19 protein-coding genes, 1 tRNA gene and 1 pseudogene are annotated in these 19,797 nt (G+C 66.2%); 3 read left to right on the top strand and 18 right to left on the bottom strand.

Translation table 11 applies throughout. The features are described from left to right. Nucleotides 1-23: 23 nt before the first annotated feature. Nucleotides 24-875 (bottom strand): ABC transporter permease, encoded by an 852-nt coding sequence (locus AC6HZP_RS12340; RefSeq protein ID WP_497523107.1) that lies wholly within the window; start codon nucleotides 873-875, stop codon nucleotides 24-26. A gap of 31 nt (nucleotides 876-906) precedes the next feature. After that, nucleotides 907-1,686, bottom strand: a complete 780-nt coding sequence (locus tag AC6HZP_RS12335) for an ABC transporter ATP-binding protein (protein ID WP_497523106.1) — start codon at nucleotides 1,684-1,686, stop codon at nucleotides 907-909. A gap of 446 nt (nucleotides 1,687-2,132) precedes the next feature. Here AC6HZP_RS12335 and AC6HZP_RS12330 point away from each other — a divergent pair, with 446 nt between their 5' ends. After that, nucleotides 2,133-3,068: a MurR/RpiR family transcriptional regulator gene (locus AC6HZP_RS12330; RefSeq protein WP_497523105.1), complete on the top strand. Its 936-nt coding sequence runs from the start codon at nucleotides 2,133-2,135 to the stop codon at nucleotides 3,066-3,068. A 10-nt stretch (nucleotides 3,069-3,078) separates the two neighbouring features. Next, nucleotides 3,079-4,533 (top strand): N-acyl-D-amino-acid deacylase family protein, encoded by a 1,455-nt coding sequence (locus AC6HZP_RS12325; protein ID WP_497523104.1) that lies wholly within the window; start codon nucleotides 3,079-3,081, stop codon nucleotides 4,531-4,533. A 15-nt stretch (nucleotides 4,534-4,548) separates the two neighbouring features. On the opposite strand, the gene AC6HZP_RS12320 is transcribed toward AC6HZP_RS12325, so the two are convergent. The 8 genes and pseudogenes from AC6HZP_RS12320 to AC6HZP_RS12285 form a co-directional block, all read right to left on the bottom strand. After that, nucleotides 4,549-5,064 carry an NUDIX hydrolase gene (locus AC6HZP_RS12320; RefSeq protein ID WP_497523103.1) on the bottom strand — a complete coding sequence of 172 codons (516 nt, stop codon included), beginning with the start codon at nucleotides 5,062-5,064 and terminating at the stop codon, nucleotides 4,549-4,551. An 891-nt stretch (nucleotides 5,065-5,955) separates the two neighbouring features. Continuing rightward, nucleotides 5,956-6,032, bottom strand: a tRNA-Pro gene (locus tag AC6HZP_RS12315). A gap of 951 nt (nucleotides 6,033-6,983) precedes the next feature. Then, nucleotides 6,984-7,235 (bottom strand): annotated as a pseudogene (locus AC6HZP_RS12310) (MerR family transcriptional regulator); the annotation flags it as partial. A gap of 42 nt (nucleotides 7,236-7,277) precedes the next feature. Further along, entirely contained in the window at nucleotides 7,278-7,607 is a 330-nt protein-coding gene (locus tag AC6HZP_RS12305) for an integration host factor subunit alpha (RefSeq protein ID WP_018181779.1), read from the bottom strand. A 122-nt stretch (nucleotides 7,608-7,729) separates the two neighbouring features. Next, the gene (locus AC6HZP_RS12300) at nucleotides 7,730-8,707 is read right to left on the bottom strand and encodes a beta-ketoacyl-ACP synthase III (RefSeq protein ID WP_201403823.1); all 978 of its coding nucleotides are present in this window, start codon (nucleotides 8,705-8,707) and stop codon (nucleotides 7,730-7,732) included. After that, nucleotides 8,704-9,774, bottom strand: a complete 1,071-nt coding sequence (gene plsX, locus AC6HZP_RS12295) for a phosphate acyltransferase PlsX (RefSeq protein ID WP_201403822.1) — start codon at nucleotides 9,772-9,774, stop codon at nucleotides 8,704-8,706. Before plsX ends, AC6HZP_RS12300 begins: the two co-directional genes overlap by 4 nt. 127 nt (nucleotides 9,775-9,901) lie before the next feature. Then, on the bottom strand, nucleotides 9,902-10,435 hold the full coding sequence (locus AC6HZP_RS12290; RefSeq protein ID WP_497523102.1) for a YceD family protein: 534 nt from the start codon (nucleotides 10,433-10,435) through the stop codon (nucleotides 9,902-9,904). Beyond that, nucleotides 10,435-10,986 carry a ubiquinol-cytochrome C chaperone family protein gene (locus AC6HZP_RS12285; protein ID WP_497523101.1) on the bottom strand — a complete coding sequence of 184 codons (552 nt, stop codon included), beginning with the start codon at nucleotides 10,984-10,986 and terminating at the stop codon, nucleotides 10,435-10,437. Before AC6HZP_RS12285 ends, AC6HZP_RS12290 begins: the two co-directional genes overlap by 1 nt. 185 nt (nucleotides 10,987-11,171) lie before the next feature. Between AC6HZP_RS12285 and AC6HZP_RS12280 the strand changes: the two genes are divergently transcribed. Next, entirely contained in the window at nucleotides 11,172-11,666 is a 495-nt protein-coding gene (locus tag AC6HZP_RS12280) for an outer membrane protein assembly factor BamE (RefSeq protein ID WP_371812986.1), read from the top strand. Nucleotides 11,667-11,753: 87 nt separating this feature from the next. On the opposite strand, the gene AC6HZP_RS12275 is transcribed toward AC6HZP_RS12280, so the two are convergent. The 8 genes from AC6HZP_RS12275 to nrdR all read right to left on the bottom strand — a co-directional run bounded on the left by AC6HZP_RS12275 (nucleotide 11,754) and on the right by nrdR (nucleotide 19,785). Then, on the bottom strand, nucleotides 11,754-13,901 hold the full coding sequence (locus AC6HZP_RS12275; protein WP_497523100.1) for a sodium-translocating pyrophosphatase: 2,148 nt from the start codon (nucleotides 13,899-13,901) through the stop codon (nucleotides 11,754-11,756). A gap of 136 nt (nucleotides 13,902-14,037) precedes the next feature. Then, the gene (locus tag AC6HZP_RS12270; protein WP_497523099.1) at nucleotides 14,038-15,267 is read right to left on the bottom strand and encodes an MFS transporter; all 1,230 of its coding nucleotides are present in this window, start codon (nucleotides 15,265-15,267) and stop codon (nucleotides 14,038-14,040) included. A gap of 80 nt (nucleotides 15,268-15,347) precedes the next feature. Further along, on the bottom strand, nucleotides 15,348-16,343 hold the full coding sequence (gene thiL / locus AC6HZP_RS12265; RefSeq protein ID WP_497523098.1) for a thiamine-phosphate kinase: 996 nt from the start codon (nucleotides 16,341-16,343) through the stop codon (nucleotides 15,348-15,350). 2 nt (nucleotides 16,344-16,345) lie between these two features. Continuing rightward, nucleotides 16,346-16,867, bottom strand: coding sequence for a transcription antitermination factor NusB (gene nusB / locus AC6HZP_RS12260; protein ID WP_201403817.1), 522 nt, complete (start codon nucleotides 16,865-16,867; stop codon nucleotides 16,346-16,348). Between the two features lie 2 nt (nucleotides 16,868-16,869). Then, a complete protein-coding gene (gene ribH / locus AC6HZP_RS12255; protein ID WP_201403816.1) occupies nucleotides 16,870-17,322 on the bottom strand; it encodes a 6,7-dimethyl-8-ribityllumazine synthase in 453 nt (150 codons plus the stop codon). Nucleotides 17,323-17,499: 177 nt separating this feature from the next. After that, entirely contained in the window at nucleotides 17,500-18,111 is a 612-nt protein-coding gene (locus AC6HZP_RS12250) for a riboflavin synthase (RefSeq protein WP_201403815.1), read from the bottom strand. Further along, entirely contained in the window at nucleotides 18,112-19,251 is a 1,140-nt protein-coding gene (ribD, locus tag AC6HZP_RS12245) for a bifunctional diaminohydroxyphosphoribosylaminopyrimidine deaminase/5-amino-6-(5-phosphoribosylamino)uracil reductase RibD (protein ID WP_497523097.1), read from the bottom strand. It abuts the gene before it with no gap. Between the two features lie 54 nt (nucleotides 19,252-19,305). Continuing rightward, the gene (nrdR, locus tag AC6HZP_RS12240; RefSeq protein WP_201403814.1) at nucleotides 19,306-19,785 is read right to left on the bottom strand and encodes a transcriptional regulator NrdR; all 480 of its coding nucleotides are present in this window, start codon (nucleotides 19,783-19,785) and stop codon (nucleotides 19,306-19,308) included. Nucleotides 19,786-19,797 lie beyond the last annotated feature (12 nt).

Here is a 19,797-nt window from a genome sequence, read left to right as displayed (position 1 = left end):
TTTCTGTCAGGCATTGGCCGGGGTCAGGCTTCCCAATTGGCCCATTTCTTTCCGACCCAGAAGAAGAAGACGTAGATCGAGATGCCGATGATCGCGAGCAGCGTGATGACAGCGAAGAATTGCGGCATGCGGATCATCGACGAATAGTAGTTGAGGCGATTGCCGAGACCTTCGGCACCACCCACCATCTCGGCGCCGACGGTGGTCAGCAGGCCGAAGATCGAACCGACCATCAGGCCGACGATGATCATCGGCATGGCCATCGGGATGCGGATCTTGGTGAAGATCTGGAAGGTCGAGGCGCCGAACGAGCGGGCGAGCGCGATCTTGGCGAGATCGACGCGGCGGAATCCGGTCGCCGAGTTGATCATCACCATCGGACCGGAGGCGAGCGCCACCGCGATGATGCGCGGCTCCCAGCCGAAGCCGAAGCGCAGCACCAGCAGCGGCACCAGGGCGAGCATCGGCGTCGTCACCAGCAGCAGGATGTAGGGCGTGACGATCTTCTCGGCGAAGGGGAACTGGGTGATCACCGCCGCGAGCACGAAGCCGACCGAGGCGCCGATGGCGAAGCCGATCAGCAGCTCACAGATCGTCACCACGAGATGCGGCCAGATAAACGGCCACTCGGTGATCAGCGCCATGCCGATCTGGCTCGGCTTCGGCATGATGTATTGCGGCACCTGGAAGATGCCGAGCAGCAGTTCCGCCCCGCCGATGATGATGACGGCGACGAGGATGATGACGAAGGTCTCGAAGGCGCTGCGGCCGCCGCCCGACGTCAGGGCAGAAAAACCACCTGAAAGGCTACCGCCGCCGGCCGCATCCGGCTTGCCGCCGAAGGTCGGAATCTGGTCGCGAAGTTGGCTGTCCACTTGCAATATCCTTGAACGTTGACTGCGACCGTCAGGCCCGACGGTGGTCGATCATGGCCTTGATGGCATTGGCGCGTTCGATGAACTCGAGAGTCGACTGCACTTCGATGCCGCGCGGGCGCGGCAGGTCGACCTCGATGATTTCCTGGATGCGGCCCGGTCGCGCCGACATCACGACGATGCGGTCGGCAAGGAAGAGCGCCTCGGCGATCGAATGGGTGATGAAGATGATGGTCTTCTTCGTCTCCATCCAGATTTCCTGGATGAGCAGGTTCATCTCGTCGCGCGTGAAGGCGTCGAGCGCGCCGAACGGCTCGTCCATCAAAAGCACCGAGGGATTGACCGCCAGGCTGCGCACGATCGAGGCGCGCTGCTGCATGCCGCCGGAGAGCTCGCGCGGCATCTTGGTCTCGAAGCCCTTGAGGCCGACCCGCTCCAGAAGCGCCTGGATCCGCGCCCTGTCCGGCGGGATCTTCTTCAGCTCGAAGGGAAGCTCGATGTTTTTCTCGAGATTGCGCCAGGGCAGCAGGTTCGCTTCCTGGAAGATCATCGCGATCTCGGGATGCGGCTTGACGATCGGCTCGTTGCCGAGCCGGATCCGGCCGCCGCTCAGCCCATGCAGCCCGGCCATCGACCAGAGCAGCGTGGACTTGCCGCAACCCGACGGCCCCAGAATGCAGAGGAACTCGCCCTCCCGGACGTCGAGCGAGACATTGTCCAGCGCATGCACGACACCGCTGCGCGCCTGGTAGAATTTGCTCGCTCCCTCCACGGCCATTTTGGCCGGGACCGACGCGTTGGCACGCGTCAAATCACGAGCTCCGATAGCGTTCAAGCTAGCGCCCTCCCTCTTCCCCGTGGTCGCCGGCGGCCCCTAGGGCTCGTCCGTCGACATGTTCCCCGTCCGCCCTTGTGAGCGGCTCGTTGCTGAAATCATGTTACAGAAATTCCAACTCCGCAAGAGTAATTCGAACGATCGACTCAATTGATCGCAACCCAAAGAAATCCTTGTTTTTCGCCGTGTTTTGAGAAGGGCGACCTGCGAAATCGGCTGAAAATGGCCCGAAATGCGCGAGGCTGACGGCGATCGGATCGCTTGCCGAGAGTGAAAAATCGTGTAATTGAGTTTCTCAGATGAACCAGTGGTCACGGGCTGAAAGCGGCCCGGATCGACGAATCCGCGACTGCGAAGGCCGCCTCGAGAGCGGCGCTCGCAGCCCGGATCGGACCGCAAATCCTTCGGAGACGACATCGCCGATGATCAAGCGAACCCACTCCGGAACCACGGCGGCGATCGACATCGTCTCGCGCATCGAGCGGGTCGAATCGGAGCTCTCGCCGGCCGAGCGACGCGTCGCCGAAGTGGTCCGCCAGGACTTCGAGGCGGCGACCCGGCTGACGATCGCCGAGCTCGCGGCCAAGGCCGGCGTCAGCCAGCCGACGGTGACGCGCTTCTGCCGTTCGGTCGGCTGCTCGTCCTTCAACGAATTCAAGATCGGGCTGGCGACGACGCTGACGGTCGCGGCCGTCTATCTACGGTCCGACCGCGTCTTCAGCGACGATGTCGGCCAACTCGCCCAGACGATCATGATGCGCGCCGCGACCACGGTGCGCGAGACGCTGGACCAGCTCGACACGGCCGCGGTCGGCGCGGCGATCGACGCCTTCGCCAAGGCGCGGCGCATCGACATCTACGGCCAGGGCGGCGGCTCGGCGGCGTTGGCGGAAGACGCCAAGCTGCGCCTGTTCCGGCTCGGAATCCCGGTCTCCGCCTATGCCGACAGCCACCAGATGCGGATGTCCGCCGCGACCCTGCAGCCGGGCGACGCCGTCTTCGCGATCTCGAACAGCGGCCATTCGCGCGCCGTCGTCGAGGCGGTCGAGATCGCCGGTTCCTTCGGCGCCACGACGGTCGCGCTGACGCGGCCGAACACGCCGCTCGCCGGCGTGGCGGGCATCCTCATTCCGAGCGTCATCGCCGAGGACGAGAACGTTCTGCTGCCGACGCCGTCACGCTACGCGCACATGGCCGTCATCGACACCATCGCCGCCGGCGTCGCCGTCAAGCTCGGCAGCAAGGGCCGCGAGGCGCTCCGCCGTGTTCGCTACACGGTCGCCAGTATCGGCATCGCGATCCCGACGCCCTCGACCGATCCCGCCCCTTTGGCCCGTACCATCGAGCCGCACGAATAGGTTCCTGACGATGCGCCCATCTCACGATCTCGTCCTCCGCAACGCCCGGATCTACGACGGGTCCGGCAACGCGCCCTATCTCGGCGAGGTGGCCATCACCGCCGACCGGATCACGGCGGTGGCGCCGGTGGGCGGAATCGCGCCGGGCAGCGGCGAGCGCGAGCAGGATCTCGGCGGCGCCCTGGCGCTCGCACCCGGATTCATCGACGCGCACACCCATGACGACCGCATCGTGCTCGATGCCCCCGACATGCTGCCGAAGGTCAGCCAGGGTGTCACCACGGTGGTGACAGGCAATTGCGGCATCTCGCTCGCGCCGGTCACCTTCCGCGACAGCCCGCCGCCGCCGATGAACTTGCTCGGCGACGCGAACGCCTATGAATTCCCGAGTTTCGCCGCCTATGCCGCGGCGCTCGCGCGAATCGTCCCGGCCGTCAATGTCGCGGCGCTGGTCGGCCATTCGGCGCTCCGCCTCGCCACCATGGCCGACATCGGCGCAAAGGCCTCGCCCGACGAGATTGCCGCGATGCAGGCGCATGCCGACGAGGCCATGGCGCATGGCGCCATCGGCCTCTCCACCGGCCTGTTCTATCCGACCAACGCCGCCGCCGACATCGACGAGGTGACCCGCGTCGCCGGGCGATTCGCCCAGCATGGCGGCGTCTATGCCACCCATATGCGCGACGAGTTCGAGCACGTGCTCGACAGCATCGACGAGACCGTGACGACGGCGACAGCGGCCGGCATTCCGCTCGTCATCTCGCACCACAAATGCGCCGGCGTGCACAATTGGGGCCGGACGCTGCAGACGCTGCCGAAGATCGAGGCCGCCGCGGCGCGCCATCCCGTCAATGTCGATGTCTACCCCTACACGGCCGGCTCGACCAATCTGCGCGCCGATCTCGTCACCGACACCTACCGGATCATGATCGCCTGGTCGCGGCCGCATCCGGAGATGGAGGCGCGCGACCTCGTCGATATCGCCGAGGAATGGGAAGTCGACATCCATGAGGCCGCGCGGCGGCTGCAGCCGGCCGGCGCGATCTATTTCCAGATGGACGAGGCGGATGTCCGCCGGGTGATGCGCTCGAAGCTGTCGATGATCGGCTCCGACGGCCTGCCGCACGACCAGCATCCCCACCCTCGCCTCTGGGGCACGTTTCCGCGCGTCATCGGCCATTATGCCCGCGATGAGAAGCTGTTCCCGATCGAGACGGCCATCCACAAGATGACCGGCCTGCCGGCAAAAGTGTTCAAGCTCGAAGGGCGCGGGCGAATCGAGGCCGGCGCCTATGCCGACCTCGTCGTCTTCGACCCGGCCACCATCCTCGACCAGGCGACCTACGACCAGCCGCTGCGACGCTCGATCGGCATCGAGCAGGTCTACGTCAACGGCCGCCTCTCCTATACGGCGCAGGAAGGCGTCGTCGCCCGCGCCGGCCGCTTGGTCGGCGGCCGCAATTGACGGACGGCGCGCCTTTCACCAGGCGTTGACGGCGGGATTGCCGGTCGGCTCGACGAGGATGCGGTCGTCGAGCAGGATCTCGCGCAAGAGGTCGCGGAGGCCGATATCGGAAACTAGATCGCTCGCCTCGCCGAGGCCGCACCAGCGACGTTTGCGCTCGCCCCGCTCGCGCCATTGCAGCAGCGTGCCGCGCACGCGCAGGCCAAACATCGTCACCCGGCAGTCGACCGCGGTCTGATCGCGCAGGATCTTGTCGTAGCTGTAGGAACCAAAGGCCTGAAGACCGACATCGCCGAAGACGCCGGCTTCCTCAAAGGCCTCTTGGGCGGCGCTCTCGGCGGCCGATCGGCCCTCGATGATCCAGCCCTTCGGGCAGAGCCAGCGGCCGCGCTCGCGCGAGGTCACGAGCAGGACGCGGATGTCACCCTTCTTGTTGCGTCGCCATGGCAAGGCGCCGAACTGCTGATAGGTGTCGCCGGGCTCGAGAATGGCGCGCCGCTGCCCTGGCCGCTCGAGGATGAGCTCATCCATCGGTGCACACCTCCGAGCCCAGAGGCGAAGCGATCGCGCGATCGGACGACCCGCTCGTGTCGAAGGAGCCGGGTGTCATCAGTACGCAAGAGGAAGCTTTCGAAGAAGTCGCGGTGCTGAATTCAAGAGAGAGACGAGGAAACAAGATAGACATAGAGAACTCCGGCCGCGCGCCGTTGATCCGGCACGCTCAATGAGCCGCAAATCGATGATCTGGGATCCGGAGTGGAGGGAACTGCGCGGTCTTCAGTTCGTCATAAATCCACTGCCGGCGAAATCACGCGTTTTCCCGGAGCGCCTTGAACTCTGAAAAGTCACCATCATCGTCATGATGAAAATCGTAATCTGCGAATCTGACTGAAATATGTTGCATCTTAGGAAAGCCAAGGTGCGTTCACAAGATGTTTTCACGATCCATCTTGCGTGCGCATGATTTCGCGGCTAACGAATCGCTTCCGCGAAAAGAGCACCCCAAGTTATCGCGGCATGGGGCGCCCCTCACCCGGACCCGAAGACGCCAGATCCCGGGCGACCGCGGGCGTCGTCGCCTTGCGGTGAACGCTTTGGCGCAAGCTTTCAGCGCAGTATTGAAGCTTGGATGCTTCGATGAAGAAGGCGGATACGTCGGGAGACGCCAGCTGGAAGCGCTCTGGCGATGGGCGCATCTAGGGAACGGCTGCATCTTCTCCGGGGCCCTGGGGCAGCGAGACAGCACCGCGTTGGCGTTCCCTGGACCCTCCTTTGAGGCCCGGCTTCGCCCGGCACCTCAGGATGATGGTCGAGTTCCAGTAATGCAGGCCGGGACGATGGCGTCACCGACAAGCACTTCACGCTCCCAAAATGCTCCCAAATGAGCATTTCGGTTCAGCCTGAAAAGATTGGGCTAAGTGTTGGTCGGAACGGCAGGATTTGAACCTGCGACCCCTTGTCCCCCAGACAAGTGCGCTACCAGGCTGCGCTACGCTCCGTCACCATCGGATCCAGGATCCGCAAATCTTCCAGAGGCTTGCCTCCGGGCGGCCAGGCCGCGTCGGCGTCGATGGGGTCGACTGCCGATGCGCCGCTGGTAGCATGGTTCGATCGCGCTTGTCACCGGCAATCTGGCCGCATCGACCGGATGCTGAACGCATTTCAGTGGATTGCGGAAAATTGACAGAGTTCGGCGCGGAACTCCGTGGGATCCCGCCGGCCTCTGAACTTCGCCCTCGGAATGCCGGCCGCAGCCGAGCTGGACGGTTACCGCCGATCGAAGGAATCGCGGCGCCGGAAGGCCGTCAGCGCACGTTGTCGAGGATGCGCTTGCACTCGAGCAGTTCCAACAGCGTCGCCTGCAGCCGGTCGCGATCGGACCGCGACAGGGCCGGACCGTGAGAGCCAGCACTGGCGGGCCCACGCGCCGGATGCGGCGCGGGCTGTTCCGGCACGTTCTGCATCTCGTCCTCGGGATCCCAGGCGGGCTCCGGCGCATAGGGCGGCGGCACGCTCGTCTCGCGCCGGATCGGCGCATAGGGATCTTCCTGCCGCGACGGCGCGACGCCGCGCTCGGGCGGCGGCAGGGGCAGATCCGCCGTCAGCGGCGGGCGATAATCATCGGCGGACGACGTCAGGTCCGGCGGCGCGGCCGGAATGCGCGAGGGCGCCGGAGGCGGCTCCGTGCGACCACCGTGATAGGAGGGTTGCCCCCGCTCGGCCGGGGCGCGCACGGGCGGCGCCGCCGCGTGGCGGTCCGAATCGATGGAGCGGCCGAATACAGGCTCCCGCCGTCCGCCCGTCTCCGACTCGTCGGGGCGTGCGTCCTCATACCCGTCGCCCTCGAGATCCGGATCGTAGTCCTGGTTCGGGTCGAGATCGTCGCCGTAGTCGTCAGGCTCGTCGCCCTCGGGGGCGGGATCCAGGCTCATGCCCTGCCCGGCGCCGATCACGTGGCGCGGCCCCTGCTCCTTCAGGATGCGTTGGACACCCTTGATGGTGTAGCCCTCGCCATAGAGCAGCCGGCGGATTCCGCGCAGCAGCTCGACATCGTCGGGGCGATAGTAGCGCCGGCCGCCGCCGCGCTTCATCGGCTTGATCTGGGTGAACCGGGTCTCCCAGAACCGCAGGACGTGCTGTGGCAGGTCGAGCTCCTCGGCCACCTCACTGATCGTCCGGAAGGCATCAGGACCCTTGGACATTAACTCTCACGCGTTGGCGCCCGCTTCGTCCGACTGCGGTAATCACTCGTCCTCGGATGTATCGTGTCCGTTCGGAACGAGCGAGCCATTGATCCTCTGCTTGAGGACATTGCTGGGCTTGAAGACCATCACGCGGCGCGGTGCGATGGGAACCTCTTCGCCCGTCTTCGGGTTGCGGCCGACGCGCTCGCCCTTGGAGCGCACCAGAAACGACCCGAAGGAGGACAGTTTGACAGATTCGCCCCTGACAATGCACGCGCTGATCTCGTCGAGAACCAGCTCGACCAGATCGGCGGATTCCGTCCGCGAAAGACCGACCTTTTGATACACCGCCTCACAAAGGTCGGCGCGCGTCACCGTCTTGCCTGACATGGCCTCGTTTCCCGATGTTCCGCTTGGTGACCCAACGTCACTTCCCCATCGGCAAGCCTATTGCCACAGCGGGGACCGGTCAACGTCCTTGATCCTAAGGCGCGGGTATCTCTGATATATTCCTACCAGCGCAGCAGGACGGAGCCCCAGGTGAAGCCTCCACCCATGGCTTCGAGCAGGATCAGGTCGCCCCGCTTGATCCGGCCGTCATCGCGCGCGACGGAAAGCGCGAGCGGAATCGAGGCGGCAGACGTGTTGCCATGCGCGGATACTGTGCGCACGACCTTGTCGCTGTCGATGCCGAGCTTCTTAGCGCTGCCGTCGATGATGCGAAGGTTGGCCTGGTGCGGCACGAACCAGTCGACATCCCCGGCCTCGTAGCCGGTGGCGCGGAAGGCATCCTCGATCACGTCGGTGATCATGCCGACGGCATGCTTGAAGACCTCGCGGCCCTCCATGCGCAGATGGCCGACGGTGCCCGTCGAGGACGGTCCGCCGTCGACATAGAGCTTTTCGCGGTGGCGGCCGTCCGAACGCAGATGCGCGGTCAGCACGCCCCGGTCCTCGCGGGTGCCGTCCTGGACGGAGGCGCCGAGGACCACGGCGCCGGCGCCGTCGCCGAACAGCACGCAGGTGGTGCGATCGGTCCAGTCGAGGATGCGCGAGAAGGTTTCCGCGCCGATGACGAGGACGCGCTTCGCCTGGCTCGCCCGGATGAAGGCATCCGCCGTCGACAGGGCGAAGACGAAGCCGGAGCAGACGGCCTGCATGTCGAAGGCACAGCCATGTTCCATGCCGAGCTTGCGCTGGACGGTGACGGCGGTGGCGGGAAAGGTGTCGTCCGGCGTCGCCGTGGCGACGATGATCATGTCGATCTCGCCGACCGTCAGCCCGGCATCGGCAAGCGCGAGCTTCGCCGCCGCCGTCGCCAGGTCCGACGTCAGCTCGCCTTCGGCCGCGATATGACGCTCGCGAATGCCGGTGCGCTGGACGATCCAGTCATCGGAGGTTTCCACCATTTCCGAAAGCTGGGCGTTGGTCAGGGTCTTTTCGGGCAGGTAGCTCCCGCAGCCGAGGACGACCGAACGGATGAAACTCACATCACACCTTCATCGACGATCTCGGCGACGCCCCGTGCGAAACCGGCGCGGTGATAGTCGGCGAGATCCTGATTGATCTTGGACAGGAAGTCGTTCTTGGCCATGCTGTAGCCGACTTCGATGGCATTGGCGAAACCGATCCCGTCGGTGCCGCCATGGCTCTTGATGACAATGCCGTTGAGCCCGAGCAGGACGGCGCCGTTGGAGGCGCGCGGATCGAGCTTCTGGCGCAGCTGCTGGAAGGCGCCCTTGGCGAACAGATAGCCGATCTTGCCCATCAGCGTCCGGCTCATCGCGTCGCGAAGGTGGGTCGAGATCTGGCGCGCCGTGCCTTCTGCCGTCTTCAGGGCGATGTTGCCGGCGAAGGCCTCGGTGACGACGACGTCGACGGTACCCTTGCCGATATCGTCACCCTCGACGAAGCCCATGTAGCGCAGGTGCTTGAGGTCAGCCTCGCGCAGGAGCTGCCCGGCGACGCGGACCTCCTCGAGACCCTTCATTTCCTCGACGCCAATGTTGAGCAGGCCGACGGTCGGTATCTCGATGTCGAGGATCGCGCGGGCCATCGCGCCGCCCATCATGGCGAAGTCGATCAGCTGCTGCGCGTCGGCGTTGATGGTCGCGCCGACGTCGAGCACGACGCTTTCGCCGCGCAGCGTCGGCCAGAGCGCCGCCAGCGCCGGGCGTTCGATGCCCGCCATGGTGCGCAGGCAGAACTTGGACATCGCCATCAGCGCGCCGGTGTTGCCGGCCGAAAGCGCGGCGTCGGCCTCGCCCTTCTTCACGGCTTCGAGCGCGCGCCACATCGACGACTTCCAGCGGCCCTTGCGCAGGGCCTGGCTGGGCTTGTCATCCATCTGCACGGTCACGTCGCAATGGGTGAACGTCGAGACGGCTTTGACGCGCGGGTAGGATTCAAGGAGCGGGAGAACCGCCTTCTCCTCGCCGAAGAGCTGGTAGCGCAGCTCGGGACGACGGACGAGTGCAATATCGGCGCCCGCGAGCACTGTCGCGGGGCCGTTGTCGCCGCCCATCGCGTCGATCGCTATCTTTATCGCTTGAACCATTCCGCCCCTGTTCGACGCGGCCGCTCTGAGCGAAGGCCCGGCGACGACGGCGCTGGAAAATAACTGTTTCGGCCGGTGAGACAACACCCATCTATCGCGGGTGTGGCCGATTCATGGCCCTTCGCTATCATTTGTCGCGCAGTTTAGAAAGCGCCGCAAATGGCGAGTCCGCGTTATCAACGGGCTCTTCACCGCCGGAAAGGGTCGCGCCCGGCGCACGCGGATAGGGATCGAGGGCCAGCGCGAACTGCTCGGTCAGGATCGCACCGAAATCGATGGTGTTGTCCTCCAGCGGCTCCGGCGGATCCTCCTCGTCATAGACGACGATCACTTCCGCCTCGGCCACGGTCTTCGGGTCGGCGGCGATGGCGTCGGCGGGAAGGAAGCTCAGCGAAAAGCGGTGGTCCATATGGGACGGCACCGGCTGGAGCGTGATGACGCACGCCTGGACGAGATCGGCGCGCAGGCGGCCGTCGATCTTGACGCCGTGCTGTCCCCAGGGAGCGACGACCAGGTCGGCCGCGAAGCTCGTGAGGTCGAGGAGGTCGAATTCGCGCTGAATGGCCAGCCGCTCGGCCGCGTCCGCGACGACATGCTGATTCTGCGGGACGTTGCCGAGATGCGAAACGTCGAAACTGCGGGTGAGGGAAAGTTCGGTCATCAGGCTGCCGCGGGCGAGGATGGAAGGGAGGCGTAGTGGAGTCGACCCGAAAGTATGGAATCGAACGTCTGAGTCGAGAGCGAGCGCACGGACGATTCGGCATAGTCGGCGATGCGCTCTGCCGCGCCCTCCGGCGCCCCGTCCGGGAACACGTTGCGCGCGATGGCGTCCACGAGCGCTGCGCGATCGCCGCTTTCCAGCGCTTCGTCATAGGCACGGATCCGGCCGAAGAAGGCTTCCGCCATCTTCTTCAGCTTCTTCGGGACCGAGATATCGCCGACCCCCATCTCGCGCAGCGTGCCGTCCATGTCCTTCAAGAAAATGTCGAAGACGTCCTGGCCCACCTGCCGATCCGCTTCGCTCTCCGACTTCAGGCGATGAAACAGCAGGAAACCGTGCAGCACGACCATGTCGAAACGGCCATCCAGCGTGTCCGGCACGGCGAACTCGGTATAGAGAACCGGTTCGCGCGCCTGTGCCACGATGGCGCCGTAAAGCGAATATGCTATGGCCTCGTTCCTGCGATTACGAGCGAACAGGCGGCGAAACATTCGACCGGTCTCCGAATTCTGGTTTGATCGCACGGGCAGGAAGGCCGCGCTCTCCTGTCTGAGATGGTGCTGCCCCCTGTCCTTGCAAGGACGATTGCCACGAGCCCTAGCGCAGGCTAGGGAGATTGCCAACCCAGAGACTGGGCGAGGAGAATGGAATGGAGTTCGGCATGAGAGATCGACGCTTGGCCAGCAGCCCAATCGTTCGGCGCGCCAGTGTCGGCATGCTGGCCGCGCTCGCATTGGTGGCGGTATCGGGCTGCTCGAAGGTAACCGGGGGCACCCTGGGCGGTCTGAACGAGACCTACCACTCCGGCTACGTCCCTCCGCCCAACGCGGTCGAGCAGGTCCCGATCGGCGCCAGCCGTGATCAGGTCCAGATCGTGCTCGGATCGCCGTCGACCACGGCCGATTATGGTGGCGAGGTGTATTACTACATCAGCCAGACGCGGAAGCGGCCGGTCGCCTTCATGAACCGCAAGGTCGTCGACCAGAAGATCCTCGCGGTCTATTTCAACAAGAAGAACGAAGTCGAAAAGGTCGCCAATTACGGCATCCAGGACGGCAAGATCTTCGATTACGTCACGCAGACGACGCCGACCGGCGGCAAGGACCAGGGCTTCCTGGAGCAGGTCTTGACCGGAACCGTCGGCATGGGCAGCAACCCCTTCGGCAGCTGATCGAGCTGACGACGGCTTAGCCAGAATCAGAAGGCCCTCCCCGCGACGCGGAGAGGGCCTTTTCTTTGGCGGTTGATCGCGCGACCGCTACTGCGCCAGGACGGCGAGCAGCAGCAGGGCCACGATGTTGGTGATCTTGATCGCCGGATTGACGGCCGGTCCGGCCGTGTCCTTGTAGGGGTCGCCGACGGTGTCGCCCGTCACCGACGCCTTGTGCGCCTCCGAACCCTTGTAATGGGTCTGGCCGTGCGAATCGACGAAGCCGTCCTCGAACGACTTCTTCGCATTGTCCCATGCGCCGCCGCCCGAGGTCATCGAGATGGCGACGAAGAGACCCGTCACGATGACGCCCAGCAGCATGGCGCCGACGGTCGAGAAGGCTTCGCTCTTGCCCGCGATCCAGTAGATCAGGAAGTAGACGACGATCGGGGCGAGAACCGGCAGGAGCGACGGGACGATCATCTCCTTGATCGCCGCCTTGGTCAGCAGGTCGACGGCGCGGCCGTAATCCGGCTTCTCCGTGCCGGCCATGATGCCCGGCTTCTCGCGGAACTGCCGGCGCACCTCCTCGACGATCGACCCGGCGGCGCGTCCCACGGCGGTCATGGTGATGCCGCCGAAGAGATAGGGAATGAGGCCGCCGAGCAGCAGCCCGACCACGACATAGGGGTTGGAGAGGGTGAAGTCCGGAATGACGCCCTTGAAGTACTGGAACGTCGTCGAGCCTTCCTTGTTCGCCTCCGCGATGAAGTGGGTCAGGTCGTAGTTGTAGGCGGCGAAGAGGACGAGGGCGCCGAGACCGGCAGAACCGATCGCATAGCCCTTGGTCACCGCCTTGGTGGTGTTGCCGACCGCGTCGAGCGCGTCGGTCGACTTGCGGACCTCCTTCGGCAGGCCGGCCATTTCGGCGATGCCGCCGGCATTGTCGGTGACCGGGCCGAAGGCATCGAGCGCCACCACCATGCCGGCGAGACCGAGCATGGTCGAGACCGCGACAGCCGTGCCGAACAGGCCGGCCAGCGAGTAGGTCGAGATGATGCCGGCGACGATGACCAGCGTCGGCAGCGCCGTCGATTCCAGCGACACGGCAAGGCCCTGGATGACGTTGGTGCCGTGGCCGGTGACCGAGGCCTGCGAGATCGAGCGCACCGGCCGGTAGCCGATGCCGGTATAGTATTCGGTGATCCAGACGATCAGCCCGGTCACGACCAGACCGATGACGCCGCAGAAGAAGAGGTTCTTGCCCGTGATGGTGAACCCTGCCGCCGTGCCGATCTCGCCCCAGCCGATCAGGAGCTGCGTCGCGATCGCCAGGCCGATGACCGACAGCACGGCGGAAGCGATGAAGCCCTTGTAGAGCGCGCCCATGATCGACTGGTTCGCGCCGAGCTTGACGAAGAACGTGCCGATGATCGAGGTCAGGATGCAGGCGGCGCCGATGCCGAGCGGGAAGAGAATGATGCTGCCGAAGGCTGGAGACGCCGCGAAGAAGATCGTCGCCAGCACCATGGTCGCGACGATCGTCACGACATAGGTTTCGAACAGGTCGGCGGCCATGCCGGCGCAATCGCCGACATTGTCGCCGACATTGTCGGCGATGGTGGCTGGATTGCGCGGATCGTCCTCCGGAATGCCGGCCTCGACCTTGCCGACGAGATCGCCGCCGACATCCGCGCCCTTGGTGAAGATGCCGCCGCCGAGGCGGGCGAAGATCGAGATCAGCGACGCGCCGAAGCCGAGCGCGACGAGCGCGTTGACGACAACGCGGTCATCCGGCGAGAAACCGGCGAAACGGGTCAGGATCAGGTAGTAGCCGGAGACGCCGAGCAGGGCGAGGCCCGCCACCAGCATGCCGGTGATGGCGCCCGACTTGAACGCGATCTCGAGGCCCTCCGCGAGGCTCTTGGTCGCCGCCTGCGCGGTGCGGACATTGGCCCGGACCGAGACGTTCATGCCGATGAAGCCGGCGAGACCGGAGAGGACCGCGCCGATCGCGAAGCCGATTGCCACCGTCAGGGACAGCAGCCAGGCAACGATGACGAAGATGACCACGCCGACGATGGCAATGGTCGTATATTGCCGCTTGAGATAGGCGCTTGCGCCTTCGCGGACCGCCGCTGCGATCTCTTGCATGCGGGCAGATCCGGCGTCGGCCGCGAGGACCGACCGCGTCGCCCATACACCATAGGCGAGCGCAAGCAACGCACATAGAATAATGAGATAGATCACGTCCACTTTCCTCCTCTGGCCGGCCTTTTATTACGGCCGCCCAAGGACGCCGCGCCGGCTGAACCGTGCGGCGGGAAAGAGCAACGTTCCTCCCAGCAATTCCCCCCCGTAGTGGCGAGTTGAGAACGGCTTTACGCGCGGGTCAAGTCTTCTCCTGAGCGGCGCGCCGCTGCAGCAGGACGGAGCCCGCGAGCGCCGCGAGGCTGAGGGTGACGACTGGGAAAACGATGAGGTTGATGAACACCCAGCCGGGCCCGCCGATGAGCTTTCCCGACAGCAGCGACGCGATCGCCGCCGCGCCTAAGACGAGGAAATCGTTCAGCCCCTGCACCCTGCCCCGCTCCTCCGGACGGTAGGTATCGGCCAGCATCGCCGTGGCGCCGATGAAGCCCAGATTCCAGCCGAGGCCGAGCAGGATGAGCGTGATCCAGAAATGCGCCAGCGAAATTCCGGACATGCCGACCACGGCGCAGGCCGTCAGCAGCGCGAGACCGGCGATGACGACTCGATCCTTGCCGAATCGGACGATCAGCCGGCCGGTGAAGAAGCTGGGTCCGAACATCGCCAGCACATGCCACTGGATGCCGAGCGCCGCGTCGCTCTGGGTCAGGCCGCAGCCGACCATGGCGAGCGGCGCGGCTGTCATGACGAGCGACATCAGCGCGTAGGCCGAGATGCCGCAGAGCACCGCCGCGATGAAGCGCGGCTGGCGCGCGATGACGCGGAGCGGGCGTCCCTTCGGGCCATCGGCATGGCTCCGGAGCTCCCGCGGGGGCACGACGTCGCGAATGCCGCTCGCGATCAGCAGCCCGATGCATCCGAGCCCCGCCGCCGCCAGGAAGCTGCCGGCGAAGATGACGGGGCTGAGCCAGTCATTGGTCAGGATGACCGTCTGCGGCCCGATGATGCCGGAAAAGATGCCGCCCGCCATGACGAGCGACATCGCCTTGGTCCGGACCGCCGGACTGCCGGCATCGATCGCCGCGAAACGGTATTGCTGGTTGAAAGCGCCCGACATGCCGATGAAGAAGAGCGCGACGGCGAACAGCCAGAACAGCCCCTGCATCAGCGCGAACGTCGCCAGCAGCCCGCCAAGGATCGCCGGCGCGGCGCCGATAACAAAACCCTTCCGCCGGCCGATCCGGCTCATCAGGATGGCGGCGGGGATCGTGGTCAGCGCCGAGCCGACCGTCGAGGCGGTCACCGGCAGCGTCGCCAGCGACTTGTCCGGGCCGAGCAGGTAGACGCCGGCGAGCCCGCCCAGCGTCACGGCGATCGGCAGGATCGAGCCGTTGACGGCGTTGGCGGCCATCAGGACGGCGGCGTTGCGCCGGACGATGCGATCGAGATCCTGGGAAACCTGCTTGTCCACGACTGCTCCCCCGCGCACGCCGCCGGAATCGACCGGCCCTGCGCTCAGGCAGAATCATCTAGCAGGAATCGAAACGACGATCAGAAATGATCGTGCGAGGCGCGTCCGAGAGAAATTGGTTTCCCGTTGGCATCGACAACGACAGGAGCGCCCTGCCCCTCGACGATGCGGCCGATCACCGTCACCGGGATGCCCGCTTCGGCGGCCGCCTTCGCATAGTCCGCGAACCGCTGCTCCGGCATCGTCGTCAGGATCTCGTAGTCGTCGCCGCCGGTGAGGACGCTGGCGAGCACGGTCGGATCGACCGCCGCGAGCGCGCGGGCGGCATCGGACAGCGGAATACGCGCGGCCTCGACAACGGCCGAGACGCCGGAGGTCTCCGTCACATGCGCGAGATCGCCGATCAGGCCGTCGGAAATGTCGAGCGACGCATGCGCGAACTGGCGGACCGCTTCGGCCAGTCCGAGCCTCGGCTGCGGATGCAGGTAGCGGTCGAGCAGATGCGCCGCCCCCTCGCCCGCCGCGTCCATGCCGAGCGTGCCGAGACGGAGACGCAGGCCGAGGGCCGCGTCGCCGATCGTGCCGGAGACGACGATGACGTCGCCGGCCTTCGCCCCGGCTCTACGGACGATGCCGCCGGCCGGCACCTGGCCGAGCGCGGTCACCGAGAGCATCAGCCCGTCCGGGGATTTCACCGTGTCGCCGCCGAGTAGCGGAATGCCGTAGCGCTGCTGATCCTCCGCGAGACCGGCGGAGAAGCCGGCCATCCAGTCCTCCGTCCAGTCGACGGGCAAAGCGAGGCCGAGCAAATAGCCGATCGGCGTCGCGCCCTTGGCGGCGAGGTCGGAGAGGTTGACGCGGAGCGCCTTCCTGGCGATCGAGGCCGGCGGATCGTCAGGGAAGAAGTGCACGCCGGCGGCGACCATGTCCTTGGTCAGGACGAGGTCGAAGCCGGGTTCCGGACGCAGCAGCGCCGCGTCATCGGTCAGGCCGAAAGCGCCGGGCTCGTCGGCCAGCGGTCGCAGATAGCGGGCGATCATCCCGAACTCGCCGGGTCGTCCACCCTGCTCCGCCATGCTCAGCCCTTGTCGTTGGTCGAAGCGTCGCCGAACTCTTCGCCGCGCAGCTTGCGGGCGACAGTATCGAGGACGCCGTTGACCATGCCCGCCTCGTCGCCGACGCCGAAGAAGGCGCGGGCGATGTCGACATACTCGGTGATGACGACACGGGCCGGCACGTCCTTGCGGCCGATCAGCTCGTAGGTGCCGCAGCGCAGGATGGCGCGCAGCGTCACGTCGATCCGCTTCAGCGGCCAGTCGGGCGTCAGCGAGACATGGATCGCCGGGTCGAGGTTGCGCTGCTCGCGCACCACGCCGGCGATGATGTCACGGAAGAAGGCCGCGTCGGCGTCGCGATACTGGTCGCCGTCGAGCTCCTTGCCGAGACGATAGTTCTCGAACTCGGCCACGACCTCGGTCAGCGAAGCGCCGCCGACGTCGAGCTGGTACAGCGCCTGCACGGCCGCCAGCCGGGCCGCGCCCCGCTGGTTCGCCGGTCGGAAGGTCCGCGCCGTCTGCGGAGCCTTGTCGGGTGCCGCCATCGTCACAGACCGAATTTGTTGCGGAGGGCGACCATGGCGAGAGCAGCCTCGGCCGCGGCGCCGCCCTTGTTCTTCTCGGCGACGCGCGCGCGGGCATAGGCCTGGTCGTCGTTCTCGACGGTCAGGATGCCGTTGCCGATCGCCAGCGACTCGATGACCGCCATGTCCATGATGGCGCGGGCCGACTCGTTCGCGACGATATCGTAATGCGAGGTCTCGCCGCGGATCACGCAGCCGAGCACGACGAAGCCGTCATAGTTGACCTCGTCTTCGTCCATCGCGGCCAGCGCCATCGAGAGGGCCGCCGGAATCTCCAGAACGCCCGGCACGGAGATGCGCTCAAAGGTGGCGCCTGCCGCCTCGATCGCCGCCTTGGCGCCATTGAAGAGCTCGTCCGAGATGTCCTCGTAGAAACGGGCATCGATGACGAGGAGGTGGGGGGCCGATTCGCTCATGTCGAAGCTCTCTGTTTGACCGGTCACCCGGATCGGATTGGGCGGCAGGTGAACCATGCGGTCCATGCGCTGTAAAGGGAAAAGAACGCCGCAGCCGGCGTCCGCCCACACGGGCGGCACAGCGTGGCTGCGGTCATGGCGGTGTGTGTCTCGCGCCCTGGCCGGGTCGAGCGGAGCTTACGCGGCTTCCGTCAGTCGCGCCACGTAGCGCGCCATCTGGTCTACCTCCAGATGAATGCGGTCGCCGGGCTGCCGGGCGCCCCATGTCGTCACGCCGGTGGCGAGCGTGTGCGGGATGAGCAGCACCGAGAAGCGGTTGCCCTCGACCCAGTTGACCGTCAGCGACGTGCCGTCGAGCGCGACCGAGCCCTTGGTGGCGATGAAGCGGGCGAGCTCCGATGGCGCCTCGAAGACGAAGCGCGTGGTCTCGCCGAGGTCCTCGCGGCTGACGATCGTCGCCAGGCCGTCGACATGGCCGGAGACCATGTGGCCGCCGAGCTCGTCGCCGAGCTTGAGCGCGCGCTCGAGATTGATCTCGGTGCCCTCTTCCCAGTGACCGACCTCGGTCAGGGCCAGCGTCTCGGGCGCCGCCTCGACATCGAAGCGCGTGCGGCCGTCGGGCCGCGGGTCGATCGAAATCACCGTCAGGCAGACGCCCGCGCAGGCGATCGAGGCGCCGATGGCGATCGTCGCGGCGTCATAGACGCTGTCGATGGTGATCTTGTTGACGTCGTTGCGACGCTCCACCGCCGTGACCTTGCCGACGTCGGAGATGATACCCGTGAACATTCAGACAGACCTTTCGTATCGGACCATGCGATCCTCGCCCAGACGCGTTTCCTCGACGCGGCGGAACCGCGGACTGCGCTCGATCGCCGAGAGCGCGCCGCCGGCAAGGGCCCGGACACCGTCCGGACCGACGACGACCGGCGCGTGAAACAGCACAACTTCGTCAAGCAACCCGCGATGAAGCAGCGACGCCGCGACCTTGGCGCCGCCCTCGACCAGCAGGCGTGTCACGCCGCGCTCGGCCAGCAGGCGCAGCGCGGCCTCGATATCGACGCCGCCGGATCCCGTGCCGACGTTGATCACCTCGACGCCCGCCGCCGCCAGACGTTCGCGGTTCGCGAGCGGCGCTTCCGAGGAGGTGACGAGCCAGAGAGCCGTATCGCCCGCCCCTTTGACGAGCGAGGAGGTCGGCGACAGCCGCGCCTGCGTATCGAGGACGATGCGGATCGGCGAATGGGCGCGAAGCCCGGGCACGCGGACCGTCAGGCTCGGATCGTCGACGAGCGCCGTGCCGATGCCGATCAGCGTGGCGTCGGCCTCGATCCGCATGGTCTGCAGCCGGGCAAACGCCTCGCGGCCCGAGACCAGCATGCGCTCGCCCGCCAGTCGGCCGATCATGCCGTCGGCGGAAACCGCGAGCTTGAGCGTGACATGCGGACGGCCGGCCCCCAGCACCGAGATCGGCCCGGCATGCAGCCGCCGCGCTTCGTCGCCCAGCACGCCGGTGACGACGGCGATGCCTGCATCGCGCAATTGTGCATGGCCGCGCCCGGCGACGCGCGGATCGGGATTCTCGAGCGCGCTGACGACGCGCGCGACGCCGGCGGAGATCAGGGCCTCGACGGCGGAAACGCCATCGAGCGGATTTGGCGAGGGTTCGAGCGTCGTATAGACGGTGGCGCCGCGCGCGGCCGCTCCGGCCGCGGCCAGGGCGGCGATCTCGGCCTGCGACGTGCCGTCGTCGCCGGTCGCGCCGCGACCGAGGATGACCGGACCTTCCGCCTCAAAGCCGACGACCAGGGTGCCGACGGCGGGCGCCGGCGCGGTGGAGCCCAGATTGCGGCGCCCGAGGCGGAGCGCGACGGCCATCAGCCGGCGGTCCATCTCGGGATCGGCGCTCGCGGTCCGCTCTGTCGCCATCCGGTACCCCCGCAGATTGGTTTTGGCGCGACGCCGAAGCGACGCGCCAAAGTCTTAATCGCGCGTGTCGACTTCCAGAGCGTCCTGGGCCGAGAGCTCGTCGAGGACGGTCGAGAAGTCCTTGGCTTCGCGGAAATTGCGATAGACCGAGGCGAACCGCACATAGGCGACGTCATCGAGCCCCTTCAGGGCCTCCATGACATAGACGCCGATCTGCTCGGCGTTGATCTCGCTTTCGCCGCTGCTTTCCAGCTGGCGGACGACACCGTTGATCATGCGCTCGACGCGCTCCGGATCGACCGGCCGCTTGCGCAGCGCGACCTGGACGGACCGCATCAGCTTGTCCCGATCAAAGGGAACGCGCCGCCCGCTCTTCTTCACGACGGTCAACTCGCGCAGCTGGATGCGCTCGAAGGTCGTGAACCGACCGCCGCAATCCGCGCAGACCCGACGCCGCCGGATGGACGTATTGTCCTCCGACGGGCGGGAGTCCTTCACCTGCGTATCGTCGCTGCCGCAATAGGGACAACGCATGGGCTGTTCCGA

It is taken from the genome of Kaistia sp. SLG-1 (genome assembly GCF_059699055.1).
The sequence above is the reverse complement of the archived record's forward strand: the minus strand, read 5'-3'. Positions and strand labels throughout refer to the sequence as shown.